The organism is Sunxiuqinia dokdonensis (genome assembly GCF_001270965.1).
Classification (GTDB): domain Bacteria; phylum Bacteroidota; class Bacteroidia; order Bacteroidales; family Prolixibacteraceae; genus Sunxiuqinia; species Sunxiuqinia dokdonensis.
On the sequence record NZ_LGIA01000165.1, the window covers coordinates 1 to 26,570 of the forward strand.

Sequence of the window (26,570 nt, forward strand, 5' to 3'; positions counted from 1 at the left end):
TTGTTTTTAAGGATTGACTATTTATCGACCGAATTGGTTTTTCGGTAGCGAATTAAGCTAAACAAATTGAAAACTCCTACTATTTTTACATCAAAAATCAACAGGTTACAATTTATTAACAAACCGTTATAAATTCAGGAACCAGTCCCATGGCGTATCTATTGGTCACTAAAAGGAAAGGGCTCTGAAGGTATCCGGGCTTCGGACAGAAGCGCTTTCATTTCTTCAACAACCTCCGGATGCTCGCTGGCCACATTGTTTTCTTCGCCCAAATCAACCGACACATCATACAGCTCTTCAGTTTGTTTTTCAGGATTGAAGACCTGGTAAGTAACAAACTTCCAGTTTCCTTTCCGAATAGCCTGGCGTCCGCCCTGCTCATGAAACTCCCAATACAGCTGATCATGCTGCTCCTGGCCTTCTTCGCCAAGCAAGGCCGGCAGAAATGAAATGCCTTGAATATTTTGAGGCTTTTCAGCATCAACTATTTCAGCAAAAGTTGGCATGACGTCCCAAAAAGCGGAAACATGATCCGATACGCTCCCAGCAACAATATTGGCTGGCCAACGGGCAATCATGGGCACGCGGATTCCCCCTTCGTATAAATCGCGTTTATAACCTTTCAAGGGGCCATTGCTGTTGAAAAAATCCGGATCGGCACCGCCTTCCAGGTGCGGGCCATTGTCCGAAGTAAAAATGACAAGGGTATTGTCTTCAAGACCCAGCTCCGCGAGTTTTGCCATCACATCCCCCACTTGCTGATCCAACAGGGTGACCATGGCCGCAAATGCCGCATGCGATTCTTCCTGGTAGCCATACGATCCTTCACGAAAACGGCTGTCGCCGGGCTTGGCACCGTCATAAACACGTTCGGGTAAAAACTTATTCCTGAATTCGGCCATATACTCCTCCGGAATCAGCAATTCGGCATGCGGAATCACATTGGGATAAAATAAAAAGAACGACGTATCCTTATTATCTTCGATGAAACGCAGGGCCTGCTCATGAATCAAAGTGGGCGCATAGGTTTCAAACTGATCTTCCACATTGCCTTCCAGTTCAATTTTCTCCTGGTTGTGCCACAAATGCCCGGGATAGTAATTGTGCGCCAAACTCTGGCAGTTGTACCCGTAAAACTCATCAATGCCTTGCTTGTTCGGATCGCCTTCGGTACCAACAAAGCCAAGTCCCCACTTACCAAAAGCACCGGTAACATAGCCAGCTTCTTTCAGCATTTCGGGTACCGTGAATGATTCGGCAGGTAATGGCCACTGGCCTTCCGGCTCCCAACCTTTATTCCCGCGGATCGGTGTATGCCCGGTATCCAACCCGGTCATCAGCGATGAACGCGACGGAGCGCAAACCGTACTTCCGGCATAGTGCTGGGTAAACAGCATGCCCTGACTGGCCAGCCGATCGAGATGAGGTGTCTGAAACTTTTGCTGGCCGTAACAACTTAAGTCGCCATAGCCCAAGTCATCGGCCAGAATATAAACAATGTTGGGCTTTGGTGTTTGTTTTTCCTTTTCTGGTGCAGTTTGGCAGGCCGTAAATACAGACAACGCTGCCAACCCACTGAAAATCGATTTATTCATTTTTTTGAGATTGATTTGAGTAGTAGATCTATTTAGCAGGACCAAAATAAACAATAATGCCCCAACAACAAAGCTGCCGGGGCAATATACACCAAAATCTTCACTTGATCTGGACTTTGCTATATGAGTAGAAGACAAAACTCATGCATTAAAATAAGTTTGTTTTGTTTTCAATTCCAGAGGAATTTTATGTTTGTAGAAATTGAATTGGTATCATGAGTTCGACCCCGCGGGGTCGCATCTATACGCCATTATCAATTTCTATAACCATTTGAACCCGCTGGGTTCGTTTTTAAGAGCAAATAAATTCGTGATGATACGAAGTTATAATCGCGGTTCGGAAACCGCGACACCCAATGACTAAGCACGCTGGCGGTGGCTTTTCCTTCCCTTTTATGGCATGCCATTTAAACCGTCACACAGCCTTCAGAAGCAGTCCCTACCAACTGGACGTACTTCTTCAGCATTCCGCCAGTGGCTTTGCTTTCGGGCTTCACCCAGGCTTTTCGGCGTTCGGCAATTTCCGCTTCACTCAAATCAACCGACAACTGGTTTTTAGTGATGTCGATGGTGATTCTATCACCATTTCGAAGCAAGCCGATCAGCCCGCCTTCAACCGCCTCGGGGGTGATGTGCCCTACCACAAATCCGTGTGAGCCGCCTGAGAACCGGCCGTCGGTGATCAGTGCCACATCCTTGCCCAGGCCGGCACCAATCACCGCGCTGGTTGGCTTCAACATCTCCGGCATGCCCGGCCCGCCTTTGGGCCCCGAGTTGCGGATGACAATCACCTCGCCTTTCTGCACTTCAGATAAAATTCCCTTGATGGCTAAAAACTCATCGTCGTACACCCGCGCCGGGCCGGTGAATGATTCGCCTTCCTTACCCGTAATCTTGGCCACCGCGCCATCTTCGGCCAGGTTTCCATACAAGATTTGCAGGTGACCCGTCTTTTTGATGGGGTTGCTCAAGGGCCGGATAATTTTTTGATTCTGATCCAGGTCTCTCACCCGTTCGAGGTTTTCACCCAAAGTTTTCCCGGTTACCGTCAGACAGTTTCCATCCAGAAAACCTTCTTTCAGCATAAATTTCATCACTGCCGGCACACCACCCTGATCATGCAGGTCTTCCATCAGGTATTCGCCACTGGGTTTTAAATCAGCCAAAAACGGCGTTGAATTGCTGAGCCGCTGAAAATCATCAATCTTCAAATCCACTCCAACGGCTTTTGCCATCGCAACCAAATGAATCACCGCATTGGTCGATCCGCCCAAAATCATGATCAGGCGAATGGCATTCTCAAAAGCTTGCTTGGTCATGATATCGCGGGGTTTGATGTCTTTCCGCAGCAATTCGTTGATCGCTTCGCCCAGCTGAACGGTCTCTGATTTTTTCTCCTGGCTCAAAGCCGGATTGGAGGAGGTATAAGGCAAGCTCATGCCCATACATTCAATGGCAGCAGCCATGGTGTTGGCCGTGTACATGCCCCCGCAAGCACCGAACCCCGGAATACAATGCTGAATAATGCCTTTGTAATCGTCGTCGCTCATGTTGCCTTTGATGCGTTCGCCGTAGGCTTCAAAAGCCGACACAATATTCAAGTCCCGGTTTTTCCACCGTCCTTTTTTTACCGTGCCGCCGTACATCAGAATTCCCGGACGATTTAGCCGCCCCAAGGCAATCATGGCTCCGGGCATGTTTTTGTCGCAACCCACAATCGGGATCACGGCGTCGTAAAACTGGGCGCTCACAACGGTTTCTATCGAATCGGCAATGATTTCGCGCGAGGGAAGCGAATATTTCATTCCTTCGGTGCCATTGGTGATACCATCGCTCACGCCAATCGTATGAAAAACCAGTCCATACAACTCTTTCTGAGCATCGACTCCCCGCTTGACCGCGTCGGCCAAACCATTCAAATGCATGTTGCACGGGTTCCCCTGAAAGCCGGTACTTACAATTCCCACTTGGGCTTTCCGGAGATCATTCTCACTCATCCCGATGGCATAAAGCATGGCTTGCGACGCGGGAAGGCTCTCGTCTTGTGTAATTTTTTCGCTATATCGATTCAATTTCTTTTCCATAACAATTTCATTCAGGTCGTTAATACTGATTTGTTAACGTTTCCTGTTGAATATTGTTTGGAAGGATATAGTCGCTAAACCTTACTTGTTTTCCTCTGAGAACTGCCGGCCTGCGCGAATCGCTTTCAAGTTGATTTCCACAATCTGCTCCCCTTTTCGGGCAAATACCTCGCGGATCCCATCTTCCAGTTTCGCAAAATCGATGTCGATAAACGGGCTGGCAGCGCCAAGCATCACCATGTTTGAAGCACGCGCGTTGCCGGCTTCCTTGGCGATCCGGTCCGCATCAATCGCAATAAAGCGAGGAAGCTTATGGATTTCTTCCATCACCTTTTCGTATTCCGGATAATTCGGAATATTGACGAAAGGCGTGGTGTTGGTCACAAGGTAACCCTTTGCTGAAAGAAAAGGCAAGTAACGCAACGATTCCATGGGTTCAACCGACAAAATCAGGTCGGCAGTTCCCATCTGGATTAAATCCGAAGCGATGGGTTTGTCGGAAATACGCATGTGCGAAACCACCGCACCGCCGCGCTGGCTCATACCATGGGTTTCGGCTTGTTTTAGGTACAGGTTGTTTTCGAGGGCGGCGGTTCCCAAGGCGGCGGCAATGGATAAAATTCCTTGTCCGCCAACGCCGGCTAATATGATGTTTGATTTCATTGTTTCAGTTTTTTAATGATTGGCATGACGGCTGATATTTCTCTTGCGGCGGCTGGCCCGCTGAATACATTCGCGGCGCGGAATAATCACCGAAACACCTTCGTATTCGAGCTCTTCGCGGAACAGCTTCACCAATTCAGCATGATTCTTTTTCAAGGGAACAATCACATGAATGTGTGCCGGGTCAACGCCCAATCCTTCGCAAATGCTTTCAATTTTTCCATAGGCCGACGAATCCTGTCCACCGGTCATCGATACGGATTCATTATCAGAAATCACTACGGTGATGTTTGACTTTTCGTTCACTGCGTCGAGCAAGCCGGTAATTCCCGAGTGCGCAAAAGTGGAGTCGCCAATGACGGCCACTGCGGGGATCAAACCCGCGTCAGCCGCGCCCTTCGCCATGGTAATCGACGCCCCCATATCCACACACGAGTTGATCGTTTCGTAAGGCGGAAGCGCCCCCAAAGTATAGCAGCCAATATCCGAAAACACACGGCCCTTGCCATAGTCGGCCAGCACTTCGTTCATGGCTTCGTAAGCATCCTGGTGGCCGCAGCCCTGGCACAAAGCCGGTGGACGGTTAGCAACCACCGAAGGAACCTGAATGCCCACGTAAGTTTCCTTACCCAAAGCTTTCGCTACCAAATCCGGGTTCAACTCACCATCGCGTGGCAAAGTTCCATCGAGCCGCCCTTTGATTGGCGTTCCGCCCGCAAAATAGCCTTTCAGTTGCTCTTCAACCAGCGGATAGCCTTCTTCCAACACCAAAATCGAATCGCATTCCGCCTCCATCTTTTTCAATTGTTTTTCGGGAAGCGGGTATTGCGAAATCTTCAACACCGGATAAGGACAAGCTTCATCGGGATAATTCTCCATCAGGTAGTTGTACGAAATTCCGCAGCAAACAATGCCCATGCTTTTGTCGGCTGCATCGGTATATTGATTGTATTTCGATGCTTCGGAAAGTTTGACAAACGACGCTTGCTTGTCGAGCAAAGACTTATACCGGCGGCGCGCAATGGCCGGAAGCAGCACAAACTGACGTGGATCTTGCGGCATGCTCAGCTGGTTTTCATCCAACACCGGCTTGTACTCCACCCCGGCCCTGGAGTGAGCCAGGCGCGTGGTGATCCGTAACATCACCGGCACTCCGGTTTCTTCGGAAAGGGCAAAACCCTCTCGGGCCATATCGTAGGCTTCCTGCTGGTTTGATGGCTCCAGCACCGGAATCATGGCGAACTGTCCGTAATACCGCGAGTCCTGCTCATTCTGCGACGAATGCATGGACGGGTCGTCAGCAACAGTCAGCACAAAGCCACCATTCACCCCGGTAATAGCCGAATTGATAAAGGCGTCAGCCGCTACGTTCAGCCCCACGTGCTTCATACAGGCCATGGTTCGCTTTCCGGCGTAGCTCATGCCCAAAGCTGTTTCGTAGGCCGTTTTCTCATTGGCCGACCACTTGCTGTGCAGTTGGCGCTCAATAGCCAACTCATTCTCCTGAATATATTCGGTAATTTCTGTTGAAGGTGTTCCCGGATAGGCATATACGCCCGACATTCCTCCGTCGATCGCGCCCTGCCCAATCGCTTCCACTCCAAGTAATAAATGCTTATGCATAGTGTTGATTTATTGATTTCGTTTTGAGACTTCAAAATTAGCAGTCCACACCTTAGAACCAATATAAATTACAAAGCTCGGAAAATGATAAAACCACGGTTTCGATGTACGTCCGGAGCTGGCTAAAAAACATCTAGACTTTTTTGAAAAACATCCGGACTTTTTTTAGAAATATCTAGACTTTTTTGAAAAAGGTCTGGACCTTGCTGAAAAAACATCCAGACTTTTTTGAAAAAGATCAGGACCTTTTTCAAAAACATCGGTACCTTTTTTAAAAAGGTCCGGACATTTTTAGACAGTCGATCCTTCGCCTAAGGTTTGGATACTGGATTCTCGATACTGGATGCTTGATACTTGCAGCCCACTCCTTGGCTTTTCGCGACAAAACGATCGCTATCACTAAACCTGCAGCGTTCCTCAATTTGGAACTTGAAACTCGAAACCCGAAACTCGAAACTTGGAACTTGAAACTTAGAACTTGAAACCTGAAACTCAACCCTCCATCCGTTGAAAAACATTCTCAGGATAACTGATGTCGGCCAGAAACAAGCCCTCGGCAGGAGCTGATGCGCCGGCCAGACCGCGGTCTTTTGCTTCAATGATCTGCCGTACTTCGGAAATTGTCAGCTTACCGCGCCCCACTTCAACCAGCGTACCCACAATGGCCCGCACCATGTTGCGCAAAAAGCGGTCGGCCTTAATGGTAAACACCAACTGCTGACCCTTGCGAGCCCAACTGGCCTCGTAAATCGTACAATTGTTGGTTTTCACGTCAGTGTGCAGTTTGCTAAAGCTGGTAAAATCGATGTAGTCAAACAGAACCGCGCAGGCCGCATTCATTTCATCCACATCGAGCGGGCGGTTCAAATACCAGGAAGTTTCCTGTGCAAACGGATCTTTACGCTTGTTGATGAAATAATGGTAGGTACGCGAGGTAGCATCGAAGCGGGCATGCGCTTCGGAATTCACTTTACTGATGCGAAACAACACCAAATCGGCACCCAGAAAACTGTTCATTTTATAGCTGAAATCCGGATGATCGAGCGCCGTTTTCTCCGAATCGAAATGCGCCACAAAGTAGCTGGCATGTACACCGGTGTCGGTTCGTCCGGCACCAGTCACCGCAATCGGTTCGCGGCAAACCGTGCTCAGCGCTTTTTCCAGCGATTCCTGCACCGTTTTCGCATTGGGCTGAACCTGCCAACCATGAAAGCGGGTGCCATTATACGCTAACTCGATAAAATAACGTTGTTTCAAAATCAGTTAATTTTCGCAAATGTAAAAAAGATATCAGAAAAGGCTGAATGAACAGCTGAAATTGTTAATTTTACAGCTCTTTCAGCGGGAGGTTAACTTAACAACTTTTAACAAAGTTACATCCTTTTTAGTAGATGATTGAAGTATTTTCGTCAACCAAAATCGAAACAAATAATTAAAATATGGATCAAGCAGTTGATATTCGTGAATTGAATGAACGAATCCAAAAGGAAAGCTCTTTTGTGGATTTGATCAGTTTGGAAATGAACAAGGTCATTGTTGGCCAAAAACATTTGGTAGAAAGTTTATTAATTGGCTTGCTTTCCGGCGGTCACATTCTGCTGGAAGGGGTGCCCGGACTGGCAAAAACCCTGGCCATTAACACGCTGGCTCAAACCATCAGTGCCGATTTTGCCCGCATTCAGTTCACCCCCGACTTGTTACCCGCCGACTTGCTGGGTACGTTGATTTACAGTCAGAAAAACGAAGAATTCATCGTTAAGAAAGGGCCCATCTTTACCAACTTTGTATTGGCCGACGAGATTAACCGGGCACCGGCTAAAGTGCAATCCGCCTTGCTGGAAGCCATGCAGGAACGCCAGATCACCATTGGCGACGAAACCTTCAAATTGCAGGAACCTTTCCTGGTGATGGCTACCCAAAACCCGATTGAGCAGGAAGGAACTTACCCACTGCCCGAAGCACAGGTTGACCGTTTCATGCTGAAAGTGGTGATTGACTATCCGAAAAAGGCGGAGGAAAAACTGATCATTCAGCAAAATCTGCTGAAGCAGTTTCCGAAGGCAACTACCATCTTGCAACCACAAGATATTTTGAACGCCCGCGAAGTCGTCAAAGATGTTTACCTGGATGAGAAAATCAGCCAGTACATTGTCGACATTGTGTTTGCCACCCGCGAGCCTGCCGAGTACAAGCTCGAAAAATACGCCGACATGATTTCATACGGAGGTTCGCCCCGGGCAAGTATCAGCCTGGCGCAGGCCGCCAAAGCCTATGCGTTTATTAAACGACGCGGGTATGTTGTGCCGGAAGACGTGCGTGCCGTGTGCTACGACGTGCTGCGCCACCGGATCGGACTAAGCTATGAAGCCGAGGCCAACAACATCACATCCGAAGAAATTATTACCGATATTTTGAACACGGTTGAAGTTCCGTAAAACGAGTTTTGAGTTACGGGTTATGAGTTGCGAGTTGGGCAACTTGAAACTTTAAACTTTGAACTTTTACAAACTTGTAAGTATGGAACACACGGAGTTACTAAAGAAGGTACGGAAGATTGAAATTAAAACGCGGGGTTTGAGCCGGAATATTTTTGCCGGCGAATACCACTCAGCGTTCAAGGGGCGCGGAATGGCCTTCAGCGAAGTGCGCGAATACCAGTTTGGCGACGACATCCGAAACATCGACTGGAATGTGACTGCCCGCTACCACAAGCCGTACATCAAAATATTTGAGGAAGAACGTGAACTGACGGTCATGTTGCTGATTGACGTGAGTGGTTCGCGCGAATTTGGTTCGCTCGAAAAATTCAAAAAAAATGTGATCACCGAGATTTCGGCCATTCTATCGTTTTCTGCTATTCAAAACAACGATAAAATTGGGGTGATTTTCTTTTCTGAAAAGATTGAAAAATTTATCCCGCCAAAAAAAGGAAAATCCCACATCCTGCGGATCATCCGTGAGTTGATTGACTTTGAACCGGAAAACAAAGGCACGAACATTACCGAAGCCATTCGTTACCTGACCAACGCCATTAAAAAGCGATGCACCAGTTTCATTATTTCCGACTTCATTCAAAATGAACCGGATTTTGACAAGGCGCTTTCCATTGCCAACAATAAGCACGACATTGTGGCCCTGCGCATATACGACGAACGAGAAACCGAACTGCCTCCAATTGGTATGGTTAAGCTGAAGGATGCCGAAACCAATGAATACGTTTGGGTGGACAGCAGTAGCAAAAAGGTTCGGGAAAACTATGCCCGCTGGTGGCGCGAAACCAATCAGAAGCTGGACACGGCCTTCAAAAAAAGTGGCGTGGATTATGCCAACATCAACACCAACGAAGACTATGTGAGATCGCTGATGACATTGTTCAAAAAGCGGGGGTTAAAAGCATAAAAAGCATGAGAGGATTTAAAAACATAGCGGTTGTGATCGGACTGATCCTGATTCAGACAACAGCCGTTCAGGCACAACGCATACAGGCCCGGGCCGTCATTGATTCAACCAATGTTTTAATTGGCGATCAATTTAACCTGCGGATTGAGCTGGACCAGCCCAACAATGTGAACATTGAATTTCCGTTGATTGGCGATTCGCTGTCACCGACCGTTGAAGTGATTGAGCAATCGCCGCTGGACACCTTCGAGTTGGATGAAGCCAACCAAATTAAGATCATCCAAAACCTGACCATCACCTCCTTCGACAGCGGAAAACAGGTAGTCCCATCGCTTCAGTTTCGCCTGCAGTACGATGAGTTGGCTGACACCATCGAAACCCTGCCAGCCGAGTTTTTTGTCCACAGTATGCCCATTGACACCACCAAGGGGCCAGTTGACATCAAAAAACCTTACGAGGCGCCGGTGACGCTGAAAGAAGTAACACCCTATATTTTGGGTGCGATTTTAATTGGAGCTTTGCTCTTTTTCTTGTTCTACTACCTGCAGCGGAGACGCAAGAACAAGCCTATTTTTGTAAAGCCGGCCAAGCCCAAAGAACCGCCGCACATTGTTGCGCTTCGTGAGCTGGATCGGATCAAGGAAGAAAAGCTTTGGCAAACCGAAGACATCAAAACCTACTACAGTTTGGTGTCCGACACCCTGCGTACCTACATTGAAGACCGGTTCAATATTCAGGCGATGGAATACACCTCTCACGAAACCATCCGGGCTTTTGAAGAACGCAAAAACCTGATTTCGCAAAAATCATTGGAAGAACTGAAAAACATTCTGAGCCTGTCGGACTTGGTGAAGTTCGCCAAATACAAGCCACTCCCTGACGATCATAACCTGACGCTGATGAACGCTTACTTTTTTGTGAACCAGACCAAGCAAGAAGACAAAAAAGCCAGCCAGCCAAAAGATGAACGCGAAGGCGAAGATGTTGATTTAAAATAACAGAAAGATGATGAACGGAATAACATATAAGAATCCGGAGTTTTTTTACCTCTTGCTGGTATTGATTCCCATGATCGTGTGGTACTTGTTTCAGTATCGCAAGGCGGGAGCCAGCATCCGGTATTCGAGCGTGAAAGGATTTGCCGGCTTATCGAAAAGCTGGAAACACTACTTGCGACACCTACCCTTTTTACTGCAACTGGCTGGCATCGGACTACTCACCGTGGCGCTGGCCCGTCCACAGTCGTCCAACAGCTGGCAGGATGTGACCACCGAAGGAATTGACATTGTGATTGCGCTCGATATTTCCAGCTCCATGCTGGCCCGCGACTTTCAGCCCAACCGGCTGGTGGCCGCCAAAAATGTAGCAACCGAATTTATCTCGGGCCGCCGCGACGACAAAATGGGCCTGGTTGTGTTCGCCGGCGAAAGTTTTACGCAATGTCCGCTAACCACCGACCATGCCGTACTGATCAATCTGTTTAAGGATATTGAAAGTGGCATGATTGAAGATGGGACAGCCATTGGGAACGGATTGGCCACTTCGGTAGCACGGCTAAAAGAAAGCGACGCCATCAGTAAAGTCATTATTTTACTCACCGATGGTGAAAACAACCGGGGCGAAATCGCGCCGGAAACGGCTGCCGAGCTGGCCAGAACCTTTGGTATTCGCGTGTACACGGTTGGCGTGGGAACGATCGGAACAGCGCCCTACCCTGTTCAAACCCCCTTCGGCATACAAATGCAGGATGTGGAAGTGAAGATTGATGAAGAAACCTTGCAGAAAATAGCCGACATTACCGATGGTCAGTACTTCCGCGCCACCAATAACGACAAGCTGGTTCAGATTTACGAAGAAATTGACCAATTGGAAAAATCTAAAATGGATGTGAAAGAATACAGTCGGAAAGATGAAGAGTTTAGCCGCTATGCCTTGCTTGCCGGATTCATTTTACTGACAGGACTATTTCTGAAAACCACCTTATTTAGAAACATTCCTTAAATGGAGCAGACTATGGAAATGTTCAGATTTGCACATATCGAATACTTATACGCACTGGCCATCATCCCCGTGCTCATCATCCTTTTTTGGATGACGCGGAGACAGCGCCGCAAGGCTTTAGAGCGTTTTGGACAAAAGGAAATCATCAGCCAGCTGATGCCCAATGTAAGCCAATCACGCCCGGTTGTTAAGTTTATCATTTGGTTGCTGGCCATCAGCGCCATTATTGTGGGCATCGCCCAGCCCCAATTCGGCAGCAAGCTCAAAACCGTTAAACGCGAAGGCGTTGAACTAATCATCGCGCTGGATGTCTCCAACTCCATGCTGGCTGAAGATATTCAGCCCAACAGGTTGGAACGCTCCAAGCGAGCCATTTCACGTCTGGTCGACAACCTGACGGATGACAAAATCGGGCTGATTGTATTTGCCGGCGATGCCTACACGCAATTACCCATCACCTCGGATTACCCATCGGCGAAATTGTTTCTGAATGCGGTTAGTACAGATATCGTACCCCGCCAGGGAACCGCCATTGGCGCAGCGATTGAAATGGCCTCGGTCTCCTTCAGCCCCCAATTTGAGGGTAATAAAGCCATCATTGTCATTACCGACGGGGAAAACCACGAGGACGATGCCATTGGGGCAGCCACAGCCGCTGCTGAAAACGGAATCATCGTGCATACCATTGGGATGGGATTGCCACAAGGCGGTCCGATTCCCGTTGTCAACAATGGTCAACGTGATTACCGCAGAGACAAAGAAGGCAACGTTGTGGTTACTAAACTGAACGAGGAAATGCTGCAGCAAATCTCTGCGGCCGGAAATGGCATTTACGTGCGGGCCAACAACGCGCAAGTGGGTTTAAATACCCTATTTAATGAGATCAACAAAATGGAAGAAGCAGAAATGGAGTCACTGGTTTATTCCGATTACGAAGACCAATTTCAGTGGTTCCTGGGATTTGCCATCTTGATGCTGCTGTTTGACTTTTTGATTTTAGATCGAAAAAACAAATATTTGAAAAACATCAAATTATTTGGATGATGATGAAAAAGTTAATGACACATACCGGAATAATCCTTCTCCTGCTGGTAATGGGAATAACTGCCCAGGCACAAAACGAACGCAAATTTGTGCGGCAGGGAAACGAAATTTTTGAGCAAGCGCTACAAGACAGCACTAAGCTGGACACCACGGCTTTTAGCCAGGCTGAAACGGCGTACCGTAGAGCATTGGAAAAACGACCCGATGATTTGAAGTGGAACTTTAACCTCGGCGATGCGCTGTACAAGCAAATGAAGTTTGAAGAGGCAACCTCCAAGTTTGAAGAAATTGCCGAAAAGAGTGAGGACAAAATTGAAAAGTCGCGGGCTTATCACAACCTCGGCAATTCGATGATGATGCAGGACAAGCTCGATGAAAGCATTGAAGCTTATAAAAAAGCCTTACGCAACAACCCGGAAGACCTGGAAAGCAAATACAACCTGGTTTACGCCATGAACCTGAAAAAGCAGCAAGAACAGCAACAGCAGCAAAATCAGGATCAGAATAAAGATCAGGACAAAGATCAACAAGATCAAAATCAGGACCAACAGCAAAATCAGGATCAACAAGATCAGAACAAAGATCAGGATCAAAAGGACAAGGACCAGCAGAAACAGGATCAGCAAAATCAAGATCAGAATAAACAAGACCAGCAGCAAAAACAACAACCTCAGGAACAAAAAATTTCGAAGGAAAACGCGGAACGGTTGTTGCAGGCCTTGCAAAACGATGAAGAAAAAATTCAGGAAAAAGTAAAAAAAGCACAAGCAGCCAAAGCACAACAGCGCCAAACCGACAAAGACTGGTAGTGGTTTAATTTCTTACTTTTGCACGAAAATTAAAATTACAGCATAACTGAGTAAAATGGTTAAAAGACTCCTATTTACACTTTTGCTTCTCATTCCGGCCTTTTTTGCCGAGGCCGACGCCGTGAAGTTCACCATGTCGGGCCCAAATGCGGTTTCCGTTGGCGAACAGTTTCGTTTGTCATTCGTCTCAAACGAACGTGGAACAGACCTGAAACTGCCAGACATCTCAAACTTTGATGTATTGATGGGCCCGTCTTCATCCACAAGTTTCAGCAGTCAAACAATCAATGGTGTGGTCACACAGTCTTACACCTATTCCTACATTTATATTCTGCGGGCCAAAGAGGAAGGAACCTTTACCATTCGACCAGCGTCCATCACCATTGACGGCAAAGTTTACGAGTCCAATGAGCTGACCATCGAAGTGGTCAAGGAACAGCGTTCGCAAGGCGCTACAGGCAGCCAGCAACAACAGCAGTCGGCAACGCCAAGTGGAACGATTAGCAAAGAGGACTTGTTTGTGAAAGTCGAACTCGACAAAAGCAACGTTTTTAGGGGAGAGCAAATCATAGCTACCGTTAAAATCTATGTTTCTCCCGAGGTTCCCATCACCAGCTTTGATGATGTCAAAATTCCTTCCTACGCTGGTTTTTGGACACAGGAAATTCAAATTCCCAACCAGATTAGCTTCTCCAGGGAAGTGTACAACAACAAAATTTACCAGGTTGGTGTGCTGAAAAAGACCATCCTCTTTCCGCAGCAAACTGGTCGGATTACCGTCGATCCCTTTGAAATTACCTGCATGGTGCGGCAGCAAATCCGCCAGCAACGCAGCTTTTTCGACGACTTTTTCGACAACTACCGAACCATTCAGGCCAAGGTGGTCAGCGATCCGGTAAACATTAACGTGAAAGAATTGCCATCGCGGCCCGATGGATTTTATGGCGGTGTTGGCAATCTGAATTTTGCGGCCACAATCGATAAGCAGCAGCTCAAATCAAATGAAGCAGCAACCCTGAAAATTACCGTTTCGGGCAGCGGAAACCTTCGTTTAATTGACGCGCCCGAAATCGAATTCCCGGTCGATTTTGAGGTTTACGACCCCAAAACAAACGAGAGCTTAAATGCCACCAACAATGGCTTGAACGGAACAAAAACCTTCGAATACCTCTTTATACCAAGGTTTGCAGGCGACTACACCATTCCACCAATCAAGTTTGCCAGCTTTAATCCGGCCACGGGCCAGTTCAAACAACAGCAATCGCAGGAGTTTGTCCTATCGGTCGAAAAAGGCAGCGACGAACAAAGCGCTACGGTCACCAGCGCCTACTCCAAAGAAAATCTTCGGCTGATTGGTCAGGATATTCGATACATCAAACAAGGCAAATACAAATTGAAGGAGAAAGAAGCCCTTTTCTTCGGAAGCACCGCTTTCTACTTAATTTATCTTGGTGCGTTACTGGCCTTTGCCATCATTGTACTGGTTTACCGTAAGAAACTAAAAGAAAACGCCAATGTACAACTTCTTCGAAATAAAAAAGCCAACAAGGTAGCACGCAAACGCCTGAAAGTGGCTGCCACACACCTGAAAAACAACAAGAAAGAAGAGTTTTACGAGGCTGTTTTAAAAGCTTTCTGGGGCTATTTAAGCGACAAGCTGAGTATTCCGGTAGCCGACCTAAATCGTGTCAATGCCACCGAAGCACTCAAAAAACGCCAGGTTGAAACCGAAGCCATTGAAGAGTTTATTCACATTGTAGATAATTGTGAATACGCCCGTTACGCGCCAAGTGCTGTTGAAGGAACCATTGAGGAGATTTACCAAAAGGCCGTCAAATTGATGGGGAAACTGGAAAAACAAATTCGTTAAAAACTGGAAAAATGAAAACGAGCTTTCAAATCCTATTCATCCTGCTTCTTTCATTGAGTGCGCCGGCACAAGATGCCCTGTTGGAAAAAGCCAACGAGCATTACGCCAATCAGCAATACGAAGAAGCCATTACCGCTTACCAGGAGGTTTTAAACAGCAACCGGGAGTCGGCTGAAGTGTACTACAACCTGGGAAACGCCTACTACAAAAATGGCCAAATTACGCCAGCTATCATCAATTACGAACGGGCCAAACTTCTGGCACCCAACGATGAAGACATTGAGTTTAATCTCGAGCTGGCCAACCAGCATGTGATTGATGCCATTGAACCTTTGCCGCAAGTTTTTTTTGTGCGCTGGTGGAACAACCTGGCCAACAAGTACCCGGCTGACGGCTGGGCAAAGATCAGTGTCATATCCTTTATTCTGTTTCTTGTTTTGGCCGGCTTGTTCTTTTTTACCCGTACAACGGCAGTCAAACGGCTTTCGTTTTGGGTGGGAATTTTAATTGTAGCCATTTCCATATTTAGTTTTAACTTTGCCGCGCGGCAGAAAAAACAGATGATCAGCCATAATTTTGCCATTATTGTTCAACCTAGCGTAACGGTAAAGAGTTCGCCGGCAGAAAGTGGAACCGATCTCTTTTTAATTCATGAAGGACTAAAGGTTGAAATAAAAGATAGCCTGGGAAGTTGGAGACAAATCCGTTTGGCTGATGGAAACCAGGGCTGGTTACCTGAAAACAGTCTGGAAAAAATCTAAAAAACGCCGGCAACAGCCGGTTTTTTTATTGTTCGAAACATTTTTACAACCATTTTTAACGAGCGTTGTTTTACTCATAAATTTAAAATCATGGCTTATAATTTACTTAAAGGTAAAAAGGGAATCATTTTCGGTGCACTAAACGCCGATTCGATTGCCTGGAAAGTTGCAGAACGTGCTTTTGAAGAAGGAGCGACATTTACATTAACGAATACTTCCGTGGCCCTGCGTATGGGCGAAACCGCAAAACTTGCTGAAAAATGTGGTGCTGAATTGATTGCTGCTGATGCAACCAATGTTGAAGACCTCGAAAATCTAGTCAAAAAATCGATGGAAGTTTTGGGTGGAAAAATAGATTTCATTCTACATTCCATCGGCATGTCGCCCAATGTTCGCAAAGGCCGCCACTACAGTGACCTGGATTACAACTATCTCGACAAAACGCTGGATATTTCCGCGATCTCTTTTCACAAAGTCTTGCAGGTTGCGCGCAAGCTCGACGCCATTAACGAATGGGGTTCCGTGGTTGCACTTTCGTATGTTGCCGCTCAGCGCACTTTTTACGGCTACAACGACATGGCCGATGCCAAAGCACTGCTTGAGTCAATCGGACGCAGTTTCGGCTATATCTACGGCCGCGAACGGAACGTTCGAATCAACACGGTTTCGCAGTCACCAACAGTGACTACAGCCGGAAGTGGAGTGAAAGGAATTGATAAATTGCTGGATTTCGGAGAACGCATGTCTCCACTGGGTAATGCCACCGGCGATGAATGTGCCGACTACTGTATCACCTTATTTTCGGATTTGACCCGCAAAGTAACCATGCAGAACCTCTTTCACGATGGTGGATTCTCCTCAATGGGAATGAGCCTGAGAGCGCTGGAACAATACGAAAAGGGATTGGGATGTGATTGTGAATGTGGCGATGCCGGAGATCACGATCATCGTTACGATTAGTAAACCAAAAACGTATAAAACAAAAAACGAAGCCGGGGAAACTGACTTCGTTTTTTTGTGCCTTAAGCTTTTAGAAACCGAAGGTCATCCTGATAGTCAATCTGAATATCCTCATGCAGTTTCGCCAAAACAGACTCTATTTTTGCTACTTGCCGCACATAGATATTTTGCAAGGCCACACTTCGCGATAGAGGAATCTTCGATGTCCTGACTTTGCGGCAAAAATAGATCAGCAGATCTAGCTCGGTGGTTTTTATGCCCGAATATTTGATGTATTTGTTGGTGTCGCGCAAAATTTTACGCAGGCTTTTTTTGATTAAATAAGTGCTTCGCCTGTTTATTGATTCAAAACTTTCATCCATCTCTATTTTCACCGATTCGACATAAGATTGCTCATTATCAGCCTCAAACAACAAATAAGTGAGCAGTTCTTTATTTTCTTTCTTGAATTTTGCCAGGCGAATACACAACGCCTGCAATTGCTCAGGAGGATAAATCTTCAACTCGTCTCGTAATTCTTTCAGGGAGGAAGCTTTCATGTTTTTGATTAAAAAATTATTCTTCAGAAAGAAAATCAGCCGGAAATTCAACGGGCAAAAGTTTGTCGCCGTTTCCAAGCCTGATCCAACTGCTGAATGCGCGTTTTCCTTCCTTCAGCACAATCACCCGCGCGCCATTGGGCAAATCACCATAAGTGGTCTTTCCACCCGTAAAACGTCCGTAGGTCAACGCAATTCCATTCAGGTAAGCCATATAATCATTTACATGGTCGTGGCCGACAAAAGTCCCCATTACATCGCCGGCATGCAGCATGGCAGCGTACATGCCCGTATTAATCTCCGGTGCGCATTCGTCTTCAAATCGAACACCAATGGGCGGATTTTTTTCGTTTCCATACGCTTGCCGGTACTCGGGGAGCGGAATATGGAAAAAAGCCAAAGCCGGCAGAATCTTGCCATGTCTCTGTTGCTGAATCTGGCTTTGCTCAAGATACCAATTCACCTGGTCGATATGAAACCATCCATAGCCTTCAATCCCTTCCATGGTGCTGTAGGCGTTTGAATCCATGCAATAAAGTAATGCCGCATTCCCATCGCTTTTGGCCGACTTAATTTCCAACACATAATTGCCATAGCCATTTACTCCGTCCACTTTGGGCTGCAACAAGCTATAAGGCATCCGGGTTATCAGTTCCGTCAACTGCGCCCGCGAAACCCCATCTTCATCATCATGATTTCCAAATACTACCGCAAACGGAATGTCACGTTCGATACAAAGCGCTGTTGCCAGATTCCACCCTTTTTCCACCGGCTTTCCCGTGACGATGTCACCAGTATAAACAACCAGATCGGGCTGTTCAAGATCGAGCACTGCCGCCATGGTTGCAAACGCTGCCTTCGATGCGGGATCATTGGCTTTGATGTGCGCATCGGTAAACTGAACAATTTTAAACGATTGGTCAGCACGAAATTTCAAGTTAATTTCCTGTGCCTGAATCAGATTGGTCATGGTCAGGAAAAACAGGAGGGTAAAACTTAATCTTTTATTCATTATCCTTATTTTTGAAGTTTCAAAATACGAAAATCCTTGCGAACCAAACAAGCTATCGTACAATCAAATTGAGAATATCATTATCAAAAGTGTTATTCTGAAATAACAACAAAAACGAACGTGACACGTTAAGAAAATCATGAAAAAATTATTCAATCATGTTCCATTTCGAATAAAAATTGCAACAACTGGCTTCTATGTCTTTCTGGTTGCAACTTTGTCGCTCATTCCGGCCAACGACTTACCCAACGTTCCATTTTTTCCGGGTGCCGACAAACTAGTGCACGCCGGGATGTATTTTGTACTTTCAATTCTGATTTTATGGACCTTTCATGCTAAGAAAATTGCCCGCTGGAAATTGTACAGCTTTGTTATTGGCTGGGGATTATTGATGGAGTGGTTGCAAATTCTAATGAATGCCGGCCGTCACTTTTCGGTTTTTGATATTGTGGCCAATATTACTGGAGTTGCCCTGGGAATTGCGCTTTATAATTTCATGAATAAGCATATGCGATTACAACATACCTAGCTGCAAATCGGTCAATCGGTCAATCGTCAATCGGTTCAACTGTTTCAATAAACTCAATGGCCACATCGGCAAAAATGGAACATCCCAATTTATCGAAACGCAAAACGATTCTTTTCTTTCCCCTGATTTCGGAAATTTCCCCCTCAATTCCAGCTAAAGCCCCGACAACGATCCGCACTTTTTGCCCTTTGGCAACAGTCTCATTGGTCACCTGAACTGATGAGTTCACTTTTTCAAGAAAAAGTTTCAAATCGCTAATTTGCTTCTCAGGTATTTCTGCCAATTCGTCGCCAAACGAGATAAAAGCCATCACCCCGCTGGGCTTAAGCACCTCAACATATTCGCGAAAGCTGACCCGCACAAACATGTAGCCACGCAACAACGGCTCTTCAACCATTTTCACACGATCGCTCCACTGTTTTTTTGTAATTCGAAGGGGCAAATAAGCCTCGATGCCTCTGCGTGTCAGTTCATCAAGTGACTTCTTCTCTGTTCTCGATTTTACATATACGGCATGCCATTTGTATTCGCCTTTTTCCATCGTATGAAAATATTTTGTCGAACAACGCAACTGTTTTTGAAATATTTCATCTAAAAATAAGTTGAACAGGGGTTACCATTTTGGCTTTTTCGGAATTCATTAGAAGATGCCTTCCATGACTAACCAGTCCACAAAGGTATGCAATTTGGAGTTTGCGCTGATGCGGAATCTTGAAAATACGATGACAGACAAGGGAAATCAGAAAATATCGAGACGTATTGATCATCGGGAAATAAATAGCGAACCCCTTGAAAATGAAAAAGAAAACATTTTAATAACATTAAAACCTGTTAAAAAACATAGGGTAATTTTATCTTTGCCGAATCAAACCATTTTTTATGACTGAATACTTATTAATAATCTTCGCAGCGGTTACAGCCAGTTTTTTGTTTACATACATAACCATTCCGCCAATCGTGCGGATCTCAAACGAAAAACACCTGTTTGATGTTCCAAATTCAAGAAAACTGAACAAGACTGTGGTTCCCACCCTGGGCGGAGTCGCCATTTTTATTGGTATTTGCCTGGGCTCCACCCTCTTCATGGGAAATCTTGAATTCACAGAACTGCGATACATTTTTGCTGCACTTTTAATGCTCTTTTTTATTGGTTTGAAAGATGACATCTTAATTATTTCAGCACGTAAAAAGTTATTCGTTCAGATGGCCGCGGCGGCCATTTTAGTGGGTTTAGGCAATGTCCAGATTACAAGTCTTGCCAATTTATTCTTTTTCAATCAAATTAGTATTTGGCTCAGTGCCCCACTTTCTTTCATGATTTTGCTACTGCTAATCAATGCGATGAATTTAATTGACGGCATTGACGGATTGGCCGCGGGAATTTCGTTTTTCGCATCGGGTGTGCTGGGAATCTGGTTTTTCATCACCGGACATTTTGAATATGCTATATTGAGTTTTGCGGTGAGCGGCAGCTTGCTGGCATTCCTGCGGTTCAACTTATGGGGCGGCGACAATAAAGTTTTCATGGGCGATACAGGCTCCTTAATTCTGGGTGGCTTACTGGGAATTCTGGTGATAAAGTTTCTCAGTTTTAACGTAACTGCCCCGGCGCTCTTAAAGGTTCAAAATGCACCAGCTTTTGCCTTGGCGCTATTTATCGTACCGGTAACGGATACCCTGCGGGTATTTATTATCCGCCTATACCAAAAACGATCACCTTTTTCGCCCGATATGAATCATATTCACCATCTGCTGATTCAATCGGGGATGAAGCATATCCAGGCCAGTGCTTTCTTGGTTTTGTACACAGGATTTTTTGTTTCGTTTACCCTGGCCACTTCAGCTTATTTATCAGCGACTTCAAGTTTTCTGATCCTTTTAGGCCTAAGTTTTGCGGCCATTGGCCTCCTTAAAAGACGGAGTGACCAAATCAAGCTTAGCAGAGATCATCAAATCAAGCTGACTCGAAAAATTCTTTCAACAGGAATCCCAATTCAGGAAGACCCTTTCCGGTTTACGGAGGCAAAAAAGAAAATCTATCAGAATTAATTGGAAATCAATTTAGCTCGAACAAGATTCGAAATTCAGCGCCAAAGCCTGAATCCATCAGTGAGCCTTGGTCGTAAGCCAGTTTTAATGTGAATGCCAGTGGCTTTTTCGGAAGTGAATAGGCAAGCTGGGTACCGAGCGACAAAAATTCTTTGGGAGCGTCATACTCTGCCCCATGTTGCCCGTAGTGTTTCGAATAAGTGAGCAAAGTTTTCCAGCTTAAATCATCCGACAGCCAGCCCCTCATGCCTTGATGAATGGCCCACATGCGGGTGTTTGCAAAACCAACAGAAACCCCATCCTCATTGATTACCGGCATAAATAACGGAAGTCCCATCATCCGATCATAGGAAACAAAACCCGAGCGATACACGCTGTTGTTGAAGTAATTGTCACGGCCATTGCCAAACACTTCACCCGGGCGATCAGGATCGGGCGCTTTGTGAAACCGCCCGCTTTGATGCCGGGTGTTGACGTATTCAACCACAGCAGACTCCAGCAAGCGATCTTGTTCTTTTTGTTTCCAATGAATTCCCCACAAGCCATCAGGCGCATTCTCAAAACGCGTGCCCGAGCCGTCTTCCCAAAGGTGTTGCCAGTATAAGTTTAGATGATGTCTTTGATTGTCGTGTTGCAAGGAAACGAGATATTGCCCCAACTGGTCGCCGGCAACATTATTGCGGTCGGTTTCCGGAGCAGTGTCACTGCCAACTTTTCCAAACACATATCGCAAATAATCTTCAAAACCCGGCAACTGGCCATACTCAGGCGAGTTGCCGCCCCAATAAACCCAATGATCCAATCCGGCAGAAAAAGTCCATTCAGAAGAAATCGAATACTGAATATCCAATCGTTTATGATGCAATTTGGCATCCTCTACCACCCGATCATCCAGTAAAAAATACTCGTTGTACTCCAAGTCAAAAGCAAACCGATTCGACCAGCCCTGGTTAAACGGGTGCCAACCAGTTACTCCAAACCCAACGCGCGGCATGGGGCGGGCATTGTTCGACAAAAACAAATTCCCGTTGGTGAGTGAAAGTCCATCCGCAAAAACAGGTTCTGATTTGGCCCCCACATGCAGATACCATTGCTTCAAATGCATGCGTCCCCAATATTCGATCGGCTGAAATGCGGCTTGCTCGGAAAGACGGCCCAACAGATTTAATCCGTAGGAAACCATCGGTTGATCCGTTGATTCCATAGGATTTCGGGACAATTGAAATAAAAAGAGTTGCTGGAACGGGTCTTCCGAATCAATCACTCCAAGCTGATTGCTTTGCAACCAAAAGGGAATTTGTCCTCCAGACGAAATCAAGCTTCGGGCGTGAAGGTTAATGGAAGGCTTTTCATCATCTAACTGGGCCAGCAAACTGCATGACATCAGAACGGCGGTGAAGAGCGAGAATAGTTTTTTTATCATGGGTTTGAAACACTTTCAAGCTTGCTCTTGCCTTATCATCAAAACCACACAAACAATTTTGGTATTCACGTCAATCGTTTGTGTGGATTAAAAAAAAAAACGCAGACCTGTAAGCCGGGTTCTGTACTCTCCGTAAAAAACGAAGAGCCTCTATCATTTATCTGGCCACAGCATCACTGCTACGATCTAGCAACCTACCCCTCACGACTTCCGACTAAGTCGGAATGGGACGGGCCGCCCCTGGTCGTGATATATTTGGTCTTGCAACCCAAGAGGTGTACGGCTTCCGAAGTCACCCCCGGAACCGGTGAGCTCTTACCTCACCTTTTCACCCTTACCCCGAGTACTCGGGGCGGTTATTTTCTGCTACACTACTGCAAGCTTTCGCCCGCCTTCCCATTAAGAAACTTGGTGCCCTGCGTTGCCCGGACTTTCCTCCTTCCCCGACGAATCGGGAAAAGCGATAGAGCGGTCTGCGCTGCAAAATTATGAAAATCAATGAAATTCCAATTCTTCCAGATGATTTATTTTCGTAGAATAACCATGGTTGCGCCATAGCCGTATTCCTGGAAACTGGCATCCTGAAAAGCGTATTTCTTATAGCGATGTGAGAGCTCGCGACGCAGCTCCTGCTTTAAGGTTCCATTGCCCAAACCATGAATGAATACCACTTTCTTCACCTGCTTTTTGATGGCTTCATCCATTTTCCCATGAAAATGAGTCAACTGCAAATCCAACATTTCCTTGTTGGATAAGCCGGTCGTGTCGTCGAGTAGCTCATGAATGTGCAAGTCCACTTCCAGCAAATCGGTATTTTCAAGCACCGGCTTTGGTTTTCGGGCTGGTTCTTTCTGACGAACCGCCTGCTTCACATCCTTCTCCGTCAGCGCTTCCACCGCCTGCTCCATGACATTCTGATTCAGCTTGATCAACATGGCTTTTTCGCTGAAAAAGTCATTGGCCACAAAACTTCCGGACTTATAAAACTTCACCGGGTTGACTTTCACCGACGCCTCCACCGGACGCTCCAATCGACTGGATTTTTCGCGGTAGCAAATCAACTGAAAGAAATACTCCGGCAGTCCGGCAATGTCAACCTGCGCAATGGAGTCCAGCCACAGCTTGGTATTGGGTTCCAGCTCACCTGCTTCTTTTGTTTCATATTCCACGCCATCAAACTGCGAAAAATGATACAAAACCGAGAAATTACTATCGTTGATCAGGTAAAGCTTAATCGATCCATCCAGTGGATTTCGGCTGTCGTCGGGTACAAAGGCCAATTGAAAATTAGGCTCATCATTGCCCTCAATCAGCACGGCTTCTTCCTTTGCCGGGGCTTTCTCCGGTTCCTTTTTGCCCGGTTGGGCCTGCGCAACAAAATCCTGAACGGAAGGTTTTTTCGTGGCTGCCAATTCTTCACTGACCACAACCAACTCCGAAACCAAGGTGGGAATCTCAAAGCCATCGTCATTCTCCACATTCACCAACGACTTACTCACTACTTTGGTCACGATGCCGCCGCCGACATCATTCATAAATTTAACCCGATCGCCTACTTTTATCATGACATTCTAATTTTATCCCAAAATTAAGAACAATTTCTACCGAAAATAATTATTCCGTACTTTTGCGCCCCATGAGTGAAAAATCATCCATAAAACCGGTATTTGACCAAAGTGCGCAAGCTTTGAACTATGAGCTACCCGACGAGCGGGTTGCAAAATATCCACTGGCTGAGCGCGATGCTTCAAAGCTGTTGGTTTGGAAGAATGGCCAAATTGAAGATGCGAGCTTCCAAAGCCTTGCTGATTTTTTGCCCGAATCAAGCTTGCTGGTTTTCAACAATACGAAAGTGATTCGCGCCAGGATGCCGTTTCAGAAAAAAACCGGTGCTCAAATTGAAATCTTCTGTCTCGACCCGGCTCATCCGGCCGACTACCAATTGGCTTTTCAGCAAACCCGCCGCTGTAGCTGGAATTGTATGGTAGGCAACCTGAAGAAATGGAAACACGAACCCCTGGAGCGGTTGGTTGACGTGGATGGAAAAGCAGTAACGCTGGTGGCCGAAAAGCTAAGCCAGTCGCGCGAGCATGTGCTGGTTGAGTTTAGCTGGAATGATGATTCGGTTGATTTTGCGTCGCTGATTGAAGCCAGCGGAATTTTGCCCATTCCACCCTACTTGCACCGTGACACCGAAGCCAGCGACCTGGAGCGCTACCAAACCATTTATTCGAAAATCAAAGGCTCGGTTGCCGCACCTACGGCCGGACTGCATTTTACGGATTCGGTTTTTGCTTCGCTGAAAAAGAAAAACATCAGCTGCACCGAAGTGACCCTGCATGTGGGGGCCGGAACATTCAAACCTGTAAAGGCAGCCACCATTGCCGATCATGAGATGCATGCGGAACAGTTTGTGGTTTCGCGCCAGCTGATTGAACAGCTTCTTCGGAAAGAAGGGAAGCTCATTGCCGTGGGAACGACCTCCATTCGCACGCTGGAAAGCCTGTATTGGCTGGGAGTTTCAGTGATGAACGATGCCAACCAGTCACCCGCCAATCTGCATGTCGAACAGTGGGCGCCCTACGAAAATGCCGATCAACAGCCAGTCAAAATCGTTTTGCAAGCACTAATCAACTACATGGATCGCCACCAACTTACCGTCCTGATTGCTTCTACGCAAATCATCATCGTTCCCGGCTATCAATTCCAAATTGTTGATGGGATGATCACCAACTTTCACCAACCACAAAGCACGCTGCTGCTGCTCATTTCTGCTTATGTGGGCAACGACTGGCAGCGCATTTACCAGCATGCGCTCGACAACAACTACCGCTTTCTGAGTTACGGCGACAGCAATTTGTATTTGAAGTAGCCGGCCAGCGAGGGCTTCACCCGAAGTGAACGGCACTATGCTCCGCGAAAGCTTTAACAACGTTTAAAAACTTGTCCGGCCGAAAAATGGGGCTTGAATGTTTGTACACGACCGTCTTACAAAAATGAGGCGTGTACGTTCGTACATCGCTTCCCCGCCAAGAAGTGGAGGCATGTAGGTTTGTACAAAGCTTCCCCGGTGAAAAGTGAACGCGTGTACATTTGTACAAAGCTTCCCCGCCAAGAAGTGAACGCGTGTAGGTTCGTACATGGCTTCCCCGCCAAGAAGTGGACGCGTGTAGGTTTATACACGGCTTCCCCGCCAGGAAGTGGACGCGTGTAGGTTTATACACGGCTTCCCCGCCAGGAAGTGAGCACGTGTAGGTTTGTACATGAGTCTTTCCATCGACGAACCCGTGTAGGAAAACACGACCACATGACCAACCAGGCCACGCTGGCTTTAGCTGCTTAAAGCTGATTTCACGGATTCTGCCATTGGCGTGGTTGGTCTGCCAATTAGTTTTGAAAGCTGTTGAGAATCATCAAATAAGTCTCCTTTCGACGCGCTGACATCCCAGCTGGCTATCCCATCGGCAAAAACTTTCGGAATACTAAAACTCTCCAGTATTTTGGCATATTCCTTTTCCGGTAAATTCTTGTACGGAATATCCTTTCCTGTTTGCTTTGATATTTCAGCCGCTAAATCGTGAAGCGTATAAGCCTCGTCGCCAGCCAATTCAAACACTTTTCCTTTATAGCTTTCGTCAGTTAAAACAATTGCCGCGGCCTCGGCGTAGTCCAGTCTTGCTGCTGAGGATATTTTCCCAGACCCAGCACTGCCAATAAATGCACCGCCAGCCAATGCTCCGCCAATCGATCCCGTATAATTTTCAGTGTACCATCCATTTCGAAGGATGGTATGATCAATACCTGAGTCCTTCAAGAGCTTTTCGGTTTCCAGGTGTTCGCCTGCAAGGTTAATTGTTGTCGAATCGGCATGTAACAAACTCGTATAAACAAGCCATTTAATTCCTGCGTTTTTTGCTGCGTCAATTACATTTTTGTGTTGCCTTGCACGTTGGCCGAGTTCGTTGGCCGAAATAAGCAACAGCCGGTCAATCCCTTTTAGCTGTTCAGCTAAGCCATCCGGCTTGTCGTAGTCGAAAGGCCGCGATTCCACGCCAAGCTCTTTGGCCTTTTCAGGGTTACGCACGAAAGCGACTAAGCGATCTTTACCAACTTTTCCTTTTAATTGGTCAACCACCAGTTGTCCTAACTGGCCTGTTGCTCCTGTTATTCCGATTTTCATTTTTGAAAGTTTTAAATTGTTATCAATTA

23 protein-coding genes and 1 other RNA gene are annotated in these 26,570 nt (G+C 46.5%); 12 read left to right on the forward strand and 12 right to left on the reverse strand.

The annotated features are described in order from the left end of the window. Window positions 1–158: 158 nt before the first annotated feature. From NC99_RS13105 to truA, 5 genes are all read right to left on the reverse strand, one after another. A complete protein-coding gene (locus NC99_RS13105; RefSeq protein ID WP_053184409.1) occupies window positions 159–1,595 on the reverse strand; it encodes an arylsulfatase in 1,437 nt (478 codons plus the stop codon). 407 nt (window positions 1,596–2,002) lie between these two features. Then, window positions 2,003–3,679 (reverse strand): dihydroxy-acid dehydratase, encoded by a 1,677-nt coding sequence (gene ilvD / locus NC99_RS13110; protein WP_053184411.1) that lies wholly within the window; start codon window positions 3,677–3,679, stop codon window positions 2,003–2,005. A gap of 81 nt (window positions 3,680–3,760) precedes the next feature. After that, entirely contained in the window at window positions 3,761–4,342 is a 582-nt protein-coding gene (locus NC99_RS13115) for an indolepyruvate oxidoreductase subunit beta (protein WP_053184413.1), read from the reverse strand. A 12-nt stretch (window positions 4,343–4,354) separates the two neighbouring features. Next, on the reverse strand, window positions 4,355–5,965 hold the full coding sequence (locus NC99_RS13120; RefSeq protein ID WP_053184415.1) for a thiamine pyrophosphate-dependent enzyme: 1,611 nt from the start codon (window positions 5,963–5,965) through the stop codon (window positions 4,355–4,357). A gap of 492 nt (window positions 5,966–6,457) precedes the next feature. Further along, window positions 6,458–7,222, reverse strand: coding sequence for a tRNA pseudouridine(38-40) synthase TruA (gene truA / locus NC99_RS13125; protein WP_053184417.1), 765 nt, complete (start codon window positions 7,220–7,222; stop codon window positions 6,458–6,460). A gap of 182 nt (window positions 7,223–7,404) precedes the next feature. Between truA and NC99_RS13130 the strand changes: the two genes are divergently transcribed. The 9 genes from NC99_RS13130 to NC99_RS13170 all read left to right on the forward strand — a co-directional run bounded on the left by NC99_RS13130 (window position 7,405) and on the right by NC99_RS13170 (window position 16,809). Further along, window positions 7,405–8,400 (forward strand): AAA family ATPase, encoded by a 996-nt coding sequence (locus NC99_RS13130; RefSeq protein WP_053184421.1) that lies wholly within the window; start codon window positions 7,405–7,407, stop codon window positions 8,398–8,400. 82 nt (window positions 8,401–8,482) lie between these two features. Then, window positions 8,483–9,364, forward strand: coding sequence for a DUF58 domain-containing protein (locus NC99_RS13135; RefSeq protein WP_053184424.1), 882 nt, complete (start codon window positions 8,483–8,485; stop codon window positions 9,362–9,364). 5 nt (window positions 9,365–9,369) lie between these two features. Continuing rightward, window positions 9,370–10,362 carry a hypothetical protein gene (locus NC99_RS13140; protein ID WP_053184426.1) on the forward strand — a complete coding sequence of 331 codons (993 nt, stop codon included), beginning with the start codon at window positions 9,370–9,372 and terminating at the stop codon, window positions 10,360–10,362. Between the two features lie 7 nt (window positions 10,363–10,369). Further along, entirely contained in the window at window positions 10,370–11,365 is a 996-nt protein-coding gene (locus NC99_RS13145; RefSeq protein ID WP_239684453.1) for a vWA domain-containing protein, read from the forward strand. A 12-nt stretch (window positions 11,366–11,377) separates the two neighbouring features. Then, window positions 11,378–12,409 (forward strand): vWA domain-containing protein, encoded by a 1,032-nt coding sequence (locus NC99_RS13150; protein ID WP_239684454.1) that lies wholly within the window; start codon window positions 11,378–11,380, stop codon window positions 12,407–12,409. Next, window positions 12,406–13,218, forward strand: coding sequence for a tetratricopeptide repeat protein (locus tag NC99_RS13155; RefSeq protein WP_053184428.1), 813 nt, complete (start codon window positions 12,406–12,408; stop codon window positions 13,216–13,218). Before NC99_RS13150 ends, NC99_RS13155 begins: the two co-directional genes overlap by 4 nt. A gap of 55 nt (window positions 13,219–13,273) precedes the next feature. Next, on the forward strand, window positions 13,274–15,088 hold the full coding sequence (locus NC99_RS13160) for a BatD family protein (RefSeq protein ID WP_053184431.1): 1,815 nt from the start codon (window positions 13,274–13,276) through the stop codon (window positions 15,086–15,088). 11 nt (window positions 15,089–15,099) lie between these two features. Then, entirely contained in the window at window positions 15,100–15,849 is a 750-nt protein-coding gene (locus NC99_RS13165) for a tetratricopeptide repeat protein (RefSeq protein ID WP_053184433.1), read from the forward strand. Between the two features lie 90 nt (window positions 15,850–15,939). Then, on the forward strand, window positions 15,940–16,809 hold the full coding sequence (locus NC99_RS13170; protein WP_053184435.1) for an enoyl-ACP reductase FabI: 870 nt from the start codon (window positions 15,940–15,942) through the stop codon (window positions 16,807–16,809). 62 nt (window positions 16,810–16,871) lie between these two features. Here the strand turns inward: NC99_RS13170 and NC99_RS13175 are convergent, their stop codons facing one another. Together NC99_RS13175 and NC99_RS13180 are read right to left on the reverse strand one after the other, a co-directional pair. Then, a complete protein-coding gene (locus NC99_RS13175) occupies window positions 16,872–17,348 on the reverse strand; it encodes a hypothetical protein (protein ID WP_053184486.1) in 477 nt (158 codons plus the stop codon). A gap of 16 nt (window positions 17,349–17,364) precedes the next feature. Beyond that, window positions 17,365–18,360 (reverse strand): metallophosphoesterase family protein, encoded by a 996-nt coding sequence (locus tag NC99_RS13180; RefSeq protein ID WP_053184437.1) that lies wholly within the window; start codon window positions 18,358–18,360, stop codon window positions 17,365–17,367. 139 nt (window positions 18,361–18,499) lie between these two features. Between NC99_RS13180 and NC99_RS13185 the strand changes: the two genes are divergently transcribed. Next, window positions 18,500–18,889, forward strand: a complete 390-nt coding sequence (locus NC99_RS13185) for a VanZ family protein (protein WP_053184438.1) — start codon at window positions 18,500–18,502, stop codon at window positions 18,887–18,889. A gap of 19 nt (window positions 18,890–18,908) precedes the next feature. Here the strand turns inward: NC99_RS13185 and NC99_RS13190 are convergent, their stop codons facing one another. Beyond that, window positions 18,909–19,430 carry a UpxY family transcription antiterminator gene (locus tag NC99_RS13190; protein ID WP_053184440.1) on the reverse strand — a complete coding sequence of 174 codons (522 nt, stop codon included), beginning with the start codon at window positions 19,428–19,430 and terminating at the stop codon, window positions 18,909–18,911. Between the two features lie 338 nt (window positions 19,431–19,768). Here NC99_RS13190 and NC99_RS13200 point away from each other — a divergent pair, with 338 nt between their 5' ends. Then, the gene (locus tag NC99_RS13200; RefSeq protein ID WP_053184444.1) at window positions 19,769–20,938 is read left to right on the forward strand and encodes a glycosyltransferase family 4 protein; all 1,170 of its coding nucleotides are present in this window, start codon (window positions 19,769–19,771) and stop codon (window positions 20,936–20,938) included. Window positions 20,939–20,945: 7 nt separating this feature from the next. On the opposite strand, the gene NC99_RS13205 is transcribed toward NC99_RS13200, so the two are convergent. From NC99_RS13205 to NC99_RS13210, 3 genes are all read right to left on the reverse strand, one after another. After that, a complete protein-coding gene (locus tag NC99_RS13205) occupies window positions 20,946–22,361 on the reverse strand; it encodes a capsule assembly Wzi family protein (RefSeq protein WP_053184445.1) in 1,416 nt (471 codons plus the stop codon). A gap of 94 nt (window positions 22,362–22,455) precedes the next feature. Then, an RNA gene (rnpB, locus tag NC99_RS13295) (RNase P RNA component class A) lies at window positions 22,456–22,841 on the reverse strand. Between the two features lie 44 nt (window positions 22,842–22,885). Beyond that, entirely contained in the window at window positions 22,886–23,926 is a 1,041-nt protein-coding gene (locus NC99_RS13210; protein WP_053184447.1) for a Smr/MutS family protein, read from the reverse strand. 71 nt (window positions 23,927–23,997) lie between these two features. Between NC99_RS13210 and NC99_RS13215 the strand changes: the two genes are divergently transcribed. After that, window positions 23,998–25,233, forward strand: coding sequence for an S-adenosylmethionine:tRNA ribosyltransferase-isomerase (locus NC99_RS13215; RefSeq protein WP_053184449.1), 1,236 nt, complete (start codon window positions 23,998–24,000; stop codon window positions 25,231–25,233). A 459-nt stretch (window positions 25,234–25,692) separates the two neighbouring features. Here NC99_RS13215 and NC99_RS13220 read toward each other — a convergent pair whose 3' ends face one another. Next, window positions 25,693–26,541 (reverse strand): SDR family oxidoreductase, encoded by an 849-nt coding sequence (locus tag NC99_RS13220; protein WP_053184451.1) that lies wholly within the window; start codon window positions 26,539–26,541, stop codon window positions 25,693–25,695. Window positions 26,542–26,570 lie beyond the last annotated feature (29 nt).

What these genes read in the sequence shown, in the direction of transcription:
- NC99_RS13135 (WP_053184424.1), top strand. Translation starts at nt 8,483, where the DNA reads ATGGAACACACGGAGTTACTAAAGAAGGTACGGAAGATTGAAATTAAA.
- NC99_RS13180 (WP_053184437.1), bottom strand. Translation starts at nt 18,360, where the DNA reads ATGAATAAAAGATTAAGTTTTACCCTCCTGTTTTTCCTGACCATGACC.
- NC99_RS13115 (WP_053184413.1), bottom strand. Translation starts at nt 4,342, where the DNA reads ATGAAATCAAACATCATATTAGCCGGCGTTGGCGGACAAGGAATTTTA.
- NC99_RS13150 (WP_239684454.1), top strand. Translation starts at nt 11,378, where the DNA reads ATGGAAATGTTCAGATTTGCACATATCGAATACTTATACGCACTGGCC.
- NC99_RS13175 (WP_053184486.1), bottom strand. Translation starts at nt 17,348, where the DNA reads ATGAAAGCTTCCTCCCTGAAAGAATTACGAGACGAGTTGAAGATTTAT.
- NC99_RS13120 (WP_053184415.1), bottom strand. Translation starts at nt 5,965, where the DNA reads ATGCATAAGCATTTATTACTTGGAGTGGAAGCGATTGGGCAGGGCGCG.
- NC99_RS13165 (WP_053184433.1), top strand. Translation starts at nt 15,100, where the DNA reads ATGAAAACGAGCTTTCAAATCCTATTCATCCTGCTTCTTTCATTGAGT.
- NC99_RS13205 (WP_053184445.1), bottom strand. Translation starts at nt 22,361, where the DNA reads ATGATAAAAAAACTATTCTCGCTCTTCACCGCCGTTCTGATGTCATGC.
- NC99_RS13155 (WP_053184428.1), top strand. Translation starts at nt 12,406, where the DNA reads ATGATGATGAAAAAGTTAATGACACATACCGGAATAATCCTTCTCCTG.
- NC99_RS13220 (WP_053184451.1), bottom strand. Translation starts at nt 26,541, where the DNA reads ATGAAAATCGGAATAACAGGAGCAACAGGCCAGTTAGGACAACTGGTG.
- NC99_RS13105 (WP_053184409.1), bottom strand. Translation starts at nt 1,595, where the DNA reads ATGAATAAATCGATTTTCAGTGGGTTGGCAGCGTTGTCTGTATTTACG.
- NC99_RS13145 (WP_239684453.1), top strand. Translation starts at nt 10,370, where the DNA reads ATGATGAACGGAATAACATATAAGAATCCGGAGTTTTTTTACCTCTTG.
- NC99_RS13170 (WP_053184435.1), top strand. Translation starts at nt 15,940, where the DNA reads ATGGCTTATAATTTACTTAAAGGTAAAAAGGGAATCATTTTCGGTGCA.
- NC99_RS13190 (WP_053184440.1), bottom strand. Translation starts at nt 19,430, where the DNA reads ATGGAAAAAGGCGAATACAAATGGCATGCCGTATATGTAAAATCGAGA.
- NC99_RS13185 (WP_053184438.1), top strand. Translation starts at nt 18,500, where the DNA reads ATGAAAAAATTATTCAATCATGTTCCATTTCGAATAAAAATTGCAACA.
- NC99_RS13210 (WP_053184447.1), bottom strand. Translation starts at nt 23,926, where the DNA reads ATGATAAAAGTAGGCGATCGGGTTAAATTTATGAATGATGTCGGCGGC.
- NC99_RS13130 (WP_053184421.1), top strand. Translation starts at nt 7,405, where the DNA reads ATGGATCAAGCAGTTGATATTCGTGAATTGAATGAACGAATCCAAAAG.
- NC99_RS13160 (WP_053184431.1), top strand. Translation starts at nt 13,274, where the DNA reads ATGGTTAAAAGACTCCTATTTACACTTTTGCTTCTCATTCCGGCCTTT.
- NC99_RS13140 (WP_053184426.1), top strand. Translation starts at nt 9,370, where the DNA reads ATGAGAGGATTTAAAAACATAGCGGTTGTGATCGGACTGATCCTGATT.
- NC99_RS13200 (WP_053184444.1), top strand. Translation starts at nt 19,769, where the DNA reads ATGACTGAATACTTATTAATAATCTTCGCAGCGGTTACAGCCAGTTTT.
- NC99_RS13215 (WP_053184449.1), top strand. Translation starts at nt 23,998, where the DNA reads ATGAGTGAAAAATCATCCATAAAACCGGTATTTGACCAAAGTGCGCAA.
- ilvD (WP_053184411.1), bottom strand. Translation starts at nt 3,679, where the DNA reads ATGGAAAAGAAATTGAATCGATATAGCGAAAAAATTACACAAGACGAG.